Source organism: Devosia sp. (assembly GCF_040509215.1).
GTDB lineage: Bacteria > Pseudomonadota > Alphaproteobacteria > Rhizobiales > Devosiaceae > Devosia.
On record NZ_JBEVLL010000186.1, the window covers coordinates 1 to 8,938 of the forward strand.

The 8,938-nt window shown below is 61.3% G+C and carries 9 protein-coding genes and 1 pseudogene; 5 read left to right on the forward strand and 5 right to left on the reverse strand.

Going from position 1 to position 8,938, the window contains the following annotated elements; genetic code table 11:
* Positions 1-95 precede the first annotated feature (95 nt).
* A complete protein-coding gene (locus ABW043_RS10310; protein ID WP_353921123.1) occupies positions 96-1,451 on the reverse strand; it encodes an SbmA/BacA-like family transporter in 1,356 nt (451 codons plus the stop codon).
* A 236-nt stretch (positions 1,452-1,687) separates the two neighbouring features.
* On the opposite strand from ABW043_RS10310, the gene ttcA reads away from it, so the two are divergent.
* A complete protein-coding gene (ttcA, locus tag ABW043_RS10315) occupies positions 1,688-2,542 on the forward strand; it encodes a tRNA 2-thiocytidine(32) synthetase TtcA (RefSeq protein ID WP_502908636.1) in 855 nt (284 codons plus the stop codon).
* Between the two features lie 6 nt (positions 2,543-2,548).
* Complete coding sequence (locus tag ABW043_RS10320; RefSeq protein WP_353921125.1) at positions 2,549-3,361, forward strand: inositol monophosphatase family protein; 813 nt, start codon at positions 2,549-2,551, stop codon at positions 3,359-3,361.
* On the opposite strand, the gene ABW043_RS10325 is transcribed toward ABW043_RS10320, so the two are convergent.
* On the reverse strand, positions 3,358-4,551 hold the full coding sequence (locus ABW043_RS10325) for a pyridoxal-phosphate-dependent aminotransferase family protein (RefSeq protein ID WP_353921126.1): 1,194 nt from the start codon (positions 4,549-4,551) through the stop codon (positions 3,358-3,360). The genes ABW043_RS10320 and ABW043_RS10325 overlap by 4 nt on opposite strands.
* Positions 4,552-4,646: 95 nt before the next feature.
* On the opposite strand from ABW043_RS10325, the gene ABW043_RS10330 reads away from it, so the two are divergent.
* The 3 genes from ABW043_RS10330 to ABW043_RS10340 are packed head-to-tail and all read left to right on the forward strand — an operon-like array spanning position 4,647 to position 5,981.
* A complete protein-coding gene (locus tag ABW043_RS10330; RefSeq protein WP_353921127.1) occupies positions 4,647-4,961 on the forward strand; it encodes an ArsR/SmtB family transcription factor in 315 nt (104 codons plus the stop codon).
* Positions 4,958-5,296, forward strand: a complete 339-nt coding sequence (locus ABW043_RS10335) for an SRPBCC family protein (protein WP_353921128.1) — start codon at positions 4,958-4,960, stop codon at positions 5,294-5,296. Before ABW043_RS10330 ends, ABW043_RS10335 begins: the two co-directional genes overlap by 4 nt.
* Positions 5,297-5,351: 55 nt before the next feature.
* Complete coding sequence (locus tag ABW043_RS10340) at positions 5,352-5,981, forward strand: ATP-dependent Clp protease proteolytic subunit (protein WP_353921129.1); 630 nt, start codon at positions 5,352-5,354, stop codon at positions 5,979-5,981.
* Between the two features lie 35 nt (positions 5,982-6,016).
* Here ABW043_RS10340 and ABW043_RS10345 read toward each other — a convergent pair whose 3' ends face one another.
* The 3 genes and pseudogenes from ABW043_RS10345 to ABW043_RS10355 form a co-directional block, all read right to left on the reverse strand.
* On the reverse strand, positions 6,017-7,273 hold the full coding sequence (locus tag ABW043_RS10345) for a multidrug effflux MFS transporter (protein ID WP_353921130.1): 1,257 nt from the start codon (positions 7,271-7,273) through the stop codon (positions 6,017-6,019).
* Between the two features lie 123 nt (positions 7,274-7,396).
* A complete protein-coding gene (locus ABW043_RS10350) occupies positions 7,397-8,614 on the reverse strand; it encodes an MFS transporter (RefSeq protein WP_353921131.1) in 1,218 nt (405 codons plus the stop codon).
* 196 nt (positions 8,615-8,810) lie between these two features.
* Positions 8,811-8,938: pseudogene (locus ABW043_RS10355) on the reverse strand (monothiol glutaredoxin, Grx4 family); the annotation flags it as partial.

Below are 8,938 nucleotides of genomic sequence, written 5' to 3' on the forward strand. Positions count from 1 at the left end.
CATTGCCGGGCTTGTCCCGGCAATCCATCTCAAGGAGCCACTGACCACCGGGCAAGCCCGGTGGTCACGAGTGCATGAGCAGCGGGGTGCGACGACTAGATCGTCGCCGCGCCGCTCAGCTCTTCCTTGATCGGCTCCTGGCCCTGCGGGATGTAGCTCTCGAACAGCTTCAGTCGCATGTGGATGGACTGCAGCTCGATAATGGTCGTCCAGGCGCGTGCGAAGAACTGGAACGAGCCAGCCACTTCACCGAAGGCATTCTGCACCTGCTGGTAGACACCCAGCGTGATCGTGCCGGCGAGAATCGAGGGCGACAGGGTCAGCAGCGGCACATAGCCGGCCACCTGCAGGTAGGCGTAACGCGCCAGGTTGAAGTAGGTGTAGTGGAAGTAGAGCCGGAAATAGTTCTTCTGCACATTGGCGAAGAGTTCCCGGAAGGCCGGCGGGTCCGCACGGTCGCCATGGTCTTCGCCATAGACGAGTTCCTTGCGCAGCGCTGCTTCAACCTTCTGGTTCTCGAAGTTGAGGCCAGGCAGCTTGATACCCACGCCCCAGAGCAATGCCGTACCGAATGCGGCAACGACCAGAGCCACCCAGACAAGGCTGCCAGGGATCGCCCCGATCAACGGAACTTCGGTCACAGACTGGCTCAGGTGCCAGAGGATGGGCAGGAAAACCACGAGGGTCAGCAGAGAGCCGAGGAAGCTGGTGCCAAGATCTTCGACGATCGAGGCGAAGCGCATCGTGTCTTCCTGCACACGCTGGGCCGCGCCTTCTGTCTCGCGCAGTCGTGGCCAGTATTCCATGTAGTAGGACGTCATCGCCTTGCGCCAACGGAACACGTAGTGCGAGTTGAAGAAGGCGAGGATGACGAGGAAAATGATGTTGGGCAGCAGCACCGCCATCATCGTCACGACATAGGGCCAGTATTCCTCCGGACTGACCGCTCCCGGCTCGTTCAGCGCCCGTTGCAGCACATTGAAGAAATTGCCCTGCCAGTCGTTCACGAAGGCGCTGAGCTGCACCTGGCTATAGGTAGCAAGGAACAGGACCGAGCTGCCAACCACGCTCCACCAATACCACTGGTTCCGCTTGTAAAAGTACCAGAAGGCGCAGAAGGCCGCGGTGCACAGCAGAATGTACCAGTATTCCCAGACGCGAGCGCCGTTGAGGAAGTTGGTGTCTTCTACCACGCAATTGGCCGTTGCAACTGCTGTGGCAGTCGCCTCGGGCACGGCGGCTTGCTGGGTCACCGGCGCCGGCGCATTCGGATCGGTGGCCTGCGGACCGCCCTCCGGCACGGGCAGGGCGTCTGGCGCAGGGGCGACCGGTGTTTCCGCCGCGGGCACCTGATCTGGGGAACAGATCGTGGGCATGAGGAAGCGGTCGATGCTGATGACACCACGCACGGGTTCGCCGGCGAACTGGAAAATCAGCGTCGTCAGCAGCATCCATAAGATCGCCGACGAGAAGAATATCTTGGGAACTGGGAAAAAGGAGCGGAACACCGGGAGACTCCAGGGTGTCAGGAGGATGTGTCATCTAACTGTGGCATTGGGCGTAAAACAAGGACGGGAAGTTAAGGTTTGGTAAGGTTTGCCCCGCTCGCTTTTGCTTCCCCTCTGCGTCATGAGGCGCTATCAGCTACGTAAAGATCTCAGAGAAAGTTTTCGCCATGACCGCGGTGATGGAAGCCCCCGCCACGCCGGCTGATGAGAGCGAAGGCGGCGCACACCCGATCTACGCAAATGCGCCGCGCTCGGTTGAATTCAACAAGCTGAGAAAGCGCCTCATCCGCAATACGCGCGAGGCGCTGGAAAAGTTCGCCATGGTGAGGCCGGGCGAGAAGTGGCTGATTGCCCTCTCGGGCGGCAAGGACAGCTACGGAATGCTGGCGCTGCTGCTGGATTTGAAGTGGCGCGGCCTCCTGCCGGTCGAACTGCTCGCCTGCAATCTCGATCAGGGCCAACCGAATTTCCCTAAGCACATCCTGCCTGAGTTTCTCACTGGCCTCGGCATCGAGCACCGCATCGAATATCAGGACACCTATTCGATCGTGACCGACAAGCTGCCGGCCGGCGCTACCTATTGCTCGCTCTGCTCGCGCCTGCGCCGCGGCAATCTCTATCGCATCGCCCGCGAAGAGGGCTGTACGGCCCTCGTGCTCGGCCACCATCGCGACGACAGCCTCGAAACCTTCTTCATGAATATGTTCCATGGCGGCAAGCTCGCGGCCATGCCGGCAAAGCTCATCAATGACGAAGGCGATCTCGCCGTGCTGCGGCCTCTGATCTACTGCGCTGAGGAAGACCTGCAGAAGTTCTCCGATTCCATGCAGTTCCCGATCATTCCCTGCGATCTCTGCGGCTCGCAGGATGGTCTTGAGCGCAATGCGATGAAGGCCATGCTCACCGACATCGAAAAGCGCATGCCCGGTCGCAAGGACGTCATGATCCGCGCGCTAGGCAACATCAACGCCAGCCATATGCTCGACCCGAAGCTTTTCGATTTTGCGGGTCTGACCCTCAATCGGAAGGAATAGAGACGCATGAATATCGAACGCTTGGCCGCCATTCTCCGTCAGGCCGCCAAGGACGAAATCATGCCGCGCTTTCGCCGGCTCGACGATGGCATGGTGCGCTCCAAGGCCAATGCCTTCGACCTTGTGACCGAAGCCGACGAAAGCGCCGAGCGCGCGATTACCGCGGCGATATCAGCGCATTCGCCCAATACCGTGGTGATCGGCGAGGAAGCTGTTTCTGCCAATCCCAATCTGCTCAACGGTAACTTTGAAGACCGCACGGTGATCTATGTGGACCCCGTGGACGGCACCTACAATTTCGCCTCCGGCTTGCCGCTCTTCGCGGTCATGGCTGCGGTAGTTGAGAACGGTGAGACCGTCGCTGGCGTCATCTATGACCCGATGGGAGACGATTTCCTGATGACCGAGCGCGGTTGTGGCACCTGGCAGGTTTTTCCGGATGGCCGCCGCGTGCGCCAGAAATTTGCCGAGCCGACTGCGCTTGCCGAAATGGGCGGCCTTGCCTCGGTTTCCTATCTGCCGACCGAAGTCCGCAGTCAGGTTCTTGGCAATCTCGCCAAGGTGAAAATGTTCGCCAACTATCGCTGTGCCGGCCACGAATACCGTATGGCCGCCGGCGGCCACGCGCATTTCCTCATGTATAACAAGCTCATGCCGTGGGATCACGTCGGCGGCGCGTTGATGATGCGCGAAGCAGGCGCCCATGTTGCCCGCTTCGATGGCTCGGAATACAAGGCTCGCCATATCGATGGCGGCCTGCTCGTTGCGCCGAGCAAGGAGAACTGGGACGAGCTGCGGCGTGAGGTTTTCGCCGTCTAGGCTTTCCCAAAGGCCCTGGCCGCGGCCTCGACCGCTCCCGCACCATGCGGAATGTCGAGCGCCGTCAGGCCCGCTTCCATCGTTGCCAGCACGCCGAGGACCATATGGGCATTCACATGTCCCATATGGCCGATGCGGAAGAAATCGCCATAGGCGGGTTCGTGCGCCATGGCCATGCCAAGGCCGATCCCCAGCGTCACGCCGGCTTCCGTCTCAAGCCACGTCCGCAGCCGCTTGGCCCCGCCATTGGCGAGGCGCGCCGCGGTCACCGAATGGCCGCGGGCGGTCGGAGCCGCAATATTGAGCCCGATATCGGTGTTGCCGTCGCTCCAGGTGTCTATGGCCGTCCACACGGAGCGGGCGAGGCGGGCGTGGCGCGCCCAGACATTTTCCAGTCCCTCTTCGTCTAGAATCATCGTCAGCGCTTCGCGCATGCCGAAGAGGTGGTGCGTCGGAGCGGTGCCGCCGAAATAGAGCCAGAACTCGGCGCCGACCGTACGCGGCTCCCAGTCCCAATAGGGCGTCTTGAGATCGCCCTTGGCACAAAGCTGCCGTGCCTTGTCCGAGAACCACAGGAAGGCGAGCCCGGGCGGCATCATCAGGCCCTTCTGGCTGGCGCCGACAAGCAGATCGATGCCCCAGTCATCCATCCGTAGCTCGTCGCAGCCAAGGCTGGCGACGGCGTCGACGGCGAGGAGGGCAGGGTGGCCGGCCTCGTCCAGAGCCTTGCGCATGGCGGGCACGTTGTTCTTGGCCGATGAAGCGGTGTCGACATGGGTGACCATCAGCACTTTGATCTTGTGCTCTTTGTCGTCGCGCAGTCGTTGTGCGACCAGCGCCGGGTCAGCAGCGCCTGACTTGCCGCAATCGAGCACTTGGACGTCGACGCCCATGCGTTGGGCGGAACTCGCCCAACCCCAGCCGAAAGTGCCCGTCGCGACCTGTAGCGCCTTGTCGCCGCGCGAAAAGAGATTGGCATTGGCCGCCTCCCATGCGCCGTGGCCGTTGGCGATGTAGATTGCGGCGTTGTGGCGCGTCATCGCCACCCGCCGAAGGTCGGCCATCAGCGTGTCCATCATGGCCACCACCTCGCCCTCGTAGATATTGGGCGAGGCGCGGTGCATGGCATTGAGCACGCGTTCAGGAACGACCGAGGGGCCGGGAATGGCGAGATAGGTACGACCAGTCATGAGAGAATCCGGAGAGAGGAAGTCTCAGCCTAGCGTTCGCGTCACGTCCCGCAACCCTCTTGTCACAACTCATAAGTGTGTGCTTATGTGTATGCATGAACGAAGCAGAGATTTTCAAAGCCCTGGCCGATCCGACTCGCCGCGCGATTCTCGAGCGGCTGTCTGGCGATGAATTGACGGCGACCGACCTGCGCGAGGGCTTTGCCATTTCGCAGCCGGCCATGTCTCAGCATATCGCCGTGCTCAAAGGGGCCGGATTGATCAGTGAACGGCGCGAGGGACGTTTCGCGCATTATCGCGTCGACCCCGCCGGCTTTGCGCCTCTGCATGGCTGGCTAGCCCGCTATCGCGATTTCTGGCCGAGCCGCATCGATAACCTCAAGGACCTGCTCAAGGAGATGGATCAATGAAGGACGACGCCGACACGCTGGTGTTCGAAACCGCGCTCGATGCTCCACCGGAAAAGGTCTGGCGCGCGCTTTCCATCCCCGAATATCTCGAACGCTGGCTACAACCGCCTGCCGACGCGGAGATTTCCGTGGTGGCGTCTGACGAAAACCGGAGCCTGACCTATCGCTGGCGCGAGCCGGGCGATGGCGTAGCTGCCGAGCCTGAAGAGAGTCTCGTCACCTTCGAGATTTCGCCGCGCGAAGATGGCGGCACCTGGTTTCGTCTGACACATGCGCCGATGGCATTGCCCGTGCCGGCCAACAGCAATGAACCGGTGATGATGCTGGCCGCCTGAGGCCCGCGCGCACCGCTAAAACTATCCAAAAACTCCAACTGAACGGAGGTCGCCTATGCGCGACATGATGCAACTCGTCCCTATGGTCGTGGAACAGTCGAGCCGCGGCGAACGGGCTTTCGACATTTACTCGCGCCTCTTGCGGGAGCGGATCATTTTCGTGAATGGCGAGATCGAGGACAATATGGCCTCGCTGGTCTGCGCCCAGTTGCTTTTCCTCGAGGCGGAGGCGCCGACCAAGCCGATCTACCTCTATATCAACTCGCCCGGCGGCGTCGTGACCGCAGCGCTCTCGATGTATGACACGATGCAGTTCATCAAGGCGCCCGTCGGCACGCTCTGCATGGGCATGGCCGCCTCGGCCGCGACGCTGATCCTGGCGGCAGGAGAGGCCGGCCATCGCGCCAGCCTGCCCAATACTTCGATCATGCTGCACCAGCCTTCGGGCGGCTATCAGGGCAAGGTCACCGACATCATGATCCACGCCGAAGAGAGCCTGCGGCTCAAGCGGCTCACCAACAACATCTATGCGAGGCATTGCGGCCGGACTTACGAAGAGGTCGAAGTGGCGCTAGAGCGGGATCGGTACATGGCCCCGGAAGACGCAAAGGCCTGGGGCCTCGTCGATCACGTCTATTCGGACCGCAGCCAGCTTGAGTTGCCGGCGCCAAATCCCGCAAGCTAGAAAAAAGCCACCCGGTGCACCGGGTGGCTTCTGATTTAGTGAGCGTCCATCACTGGTTCGCCCTTGGCATGGGCATATTGCTCGCCGACGCCGAACAGTTTGCCGTTTTCGGCAATGAGGATGCAGATCAGCGCCAGCACACCCATGGCGAAGTAACCCGTCGCCGCGGGCACCGTCGTGCCGTCGAAGTGTTGGCCTGTATAGCTGCCGATCAGCGCGCCACCCACTGTCTGGATGAACCCGAACACCGAGGATGCGGTGCCGGCCACGGCGCCGAGTGGCTCCATGGACAGCGAGTTCATGTTGGACGAGGCCCAGCCGAAGCTGAACATGATCACCGCGAGCAGCGGGAAGAACAGCCATAGGGGCATGAAGCCGGCAAGTGCCAGGGCGAGCCAGATGCCGCTCACCAGGGTGAAGGACAACATGGCCCCGTGGGAAAGCCTCCGCATCCCAACGCGCCGCACGATCCGTGCATTGGTGAAGGAGGAAACGCCCATCAGGCCAGCCATGGCGGCGAACGCGACCGGGAAATAGACGCCGAGACCATAGATATCGACGTAGATCTGCTGGCTCGAACTGATGAAACCGAACAGCGCGCCAAAGAGGAACATGCCGGCGAGGCCATAGGAAATCGCCGGGCGGTTGGTGAAGACGATCTTGAAGCTCGTCGCAATGCCCGAGAGGGTCAGTGGACGGCGCTTGTCCATCGCCAGGGTTTCGGGAAGGCGCTTGTAGGTCCAGAACCAGAATGCGGCGGCAAGCGCGCCCATGAAGATGAAAATGGTCTGCCACGGGCCCGTCAGAAGCAGGATCTGGCCAATGCCGGGCGCGATGATTGGGATGGCCATGAAGACCATGAAGGTCAGCGACATGACTTCAGCCATGTCACGGCCGGAATACCGATCGCGCACCACGGACATGGTGATCACGCGCACACTGGCGGCGCCCATGCCTTGGATGAAGCGCAGCAGCAGCAACGCACCGAAGGTCGGCGCGAAGATCGCGGCAATTGCGGCCACGATGTAGATACCCATGCCGACCAGAAGCGGGCCGCGGCGGCCGAAGCGATCGGACAGCGGGCCAAAGGCGAGCACGGCGATGCCCATGCCCAACATGTAGGAGGAAACGACGTATTGGCGTTCGTTCTCGTTGGCGACACCGAGGGCCTCGCCCATATAGGGCAGGGCTGGCAGCATGACGTCGATGGCAAGGGCATTGAGCGCCATCAGCGCGGCCATAAGGGCAATGAATTCCGGGCGCGAAAGCACCCGATTGAAATGGTCGGACATGATTATTGCTCAGTATTGGGGGCGCCCAGGGGGAGGGGCGGCAGAATTACGGCCGGACCATGAACCTGTCCGGCCACATTGGCAAGTCTTTATCGTCAAATGACGATAATTGAAATTTTGTCCTCAAGCTGGCTTCAGCGAGAAGTTCGGCACGCTGCGCTCGTTGATCGGAATGTGAAGCGCTGCCGAGGCCAGGCCCAGCAGAATGCCCAGATACCAGACAAGATCATATGAGCCAGTCATGTCGAAGGCGAAGCCACCCAGCCACACGCCGACGAACGAGCCAATCTGGTGGCTGAGGAACGCGACGCCATAGAGCATACCCATATATCGGGCGCCGAAGAACAGGCTGACGAGACCGGCCGTGAGTGGCACCGTTGAAAGCCAAAGGAGGCCCATGGCTGCGCCAAAGATGTAGGTCGTCGTCGGATTCGGATCGGTCAGGACGAACGCCGCTATAGCAATTGCCCGCAGGAAATAGATCGAGGCTAGCAGCATCTGCTTGGGCAAGCGGGAGCCGAGATAGCCCGCGAGCAAAGAGCCTGCGATATTGAAGAGCCCGATGATGGCGATTGCCCAGGAGCCCACTTCAGGCGACATGCCACACAGCACCAGATAGGCAGGCATGTGCACGTTGATGAATGCCAGGTGGAATCCACAGACGAAGAAGCCGATCACGAGCAGCCGATAAGAGCCGTGGCCCCAGGCCTTGGCAAGGGCTTCCATGAAGGGGAGATCGGCGTGACCGACCGGATTTTCGGTGCGGCCGCGGAGGGCATAGCTCAGCGGAATGATCAGCAGCAGCGCCATGCCGAGATAGATCAGGGCCGACTGCCAGCCGAACGCATTGATGAAGCCCTGGCTGATCGGGGCAAAGGCGAACTGGCCGAAGGAGGACGCCGCTGTGGCGACGCCGAAGATCAGCGAGCGCTTTTCGGCCGGCACCGAACGGCCAAAGGCCGCCATGACGACAGAGAAGGAACAGATGGCAATGCCGACGCCGGTAATAACGCCCGCCGTCAGTGCCAGCATGCCGGCAGAGGGCGAAAACGCCATGGCGAAGACGCCCAGCGCATAAATGGCGGCACCCACGGCAATCGTCCGGCCCGTGCCAACGCGGTCGGCATAAGCGCCGGCGAAGGGTTGGGCGATGCCCCAGGCGAGGTTCTGGATGGCCATGGCCATGCCCCAGCCTTCGCGCGACAGGCCGAGATCACCCGCCATTGGCAGCGTGAACAGACCAAAGCTGGTGCGCACGCCGTTACCAATAGCGGCAACAACACAGCCGGCAATGATCAACACAAGCAGCGGCACGGCAGGGCGAAGAGCGGAGGTATTCATAGGGATCATCCGGACGACAGGCCCTTTTAGTACGCCCGGGTCGTCATCACGGAAAGCGATATTCTGAGATGGAGACCATCAGTTCCAGTGATGTGCGAGCCTGTCCGGAGCGCAGACAGCTTATGAGCGGCCCCGCGAAAAGCAAAAGGCCCCGCCGGGCTAGGGCAGGGCCTCAAAATTCTTGGAAAGCGAACGCTTAGGCGCTCTGCTTAACCTCGATGCCGGCCTGCTGCAGGTGTGTCTGCAGTTCGCCCGACTGGAACATTTCGCGGGTGATGTCGGCACCGCCGATGAATTCGCCCTTTACGTAGAGCTGCGGAATGG

Excerpts from the sequence above, each read along its gene's own strand:
- ABW043_RS10310 (WP_353921123.1), bottom strand. The coding sequence starts at position 1,451 with ATGCTGCTGACGACGCTGATTTTCCAGTTCGCCGGCGAACCCGTGCGT.
- ttcA (WP_502908636.1), top strand. The coding sequence starts at position 1,688 with ATGGAAGCCCCCGCCACGCCGGCTGATGAGAGCGAAGGCGGCGCACAC.
- ABW043_RS10320 (WP_353921125.1), top strand. The coding sequence starts at position 2,549 with ATGAATATCGAACGCTTGGCCGCCATTCTCCGTCAGGCCGCCAAGGAC.
- ABW043_RS10325 (WP_353921126.1), bottom strand. The coding sequence starts at position 4,551 with ATGACTGGTCGTACCTATCTCGCCATTCCCGGCCCCTCGGTCGTTCCT.
- ABW043_RS10330 (WP_353921127.1), top strand. The coding sequence starts at position 4,647 with ATGAACGAAGCAGAGATTTTCAAAGCCCTGGCCGATCCGACTCGCCGC.
- ABW043_RS10335 (WP_353921128.1), top strand. The coding sequence starts at position 4,958 with ATGAAGGACGACGCCGACACGCTGGTGTTCGAAACCGCGCTCGATGCT.
- ABW043_RS10340 (WP_353921129.1), top strand. The coding sequence starts at position 5,352 with ATGCGCGACATGATGCAACTCGTCCCTATGGTCGTGGAACAGTCGAGC.
- ABW043_RS10345 (WP_353921130.1), bottom strand. The coding sequence starts at position 7,273 with ATGTCCGACCATTTCAATCGGGTGCTTTCGCGCCCGGAATTCATTGCC.
- ABW043_RS10350 (WP_353921131.1), bottom strand. The coding sequence starts at position 8,614 with ATGAATACCTCCGCTCTTCGCCCTGCCGTGCCGCTGCTTGTGTTGATC.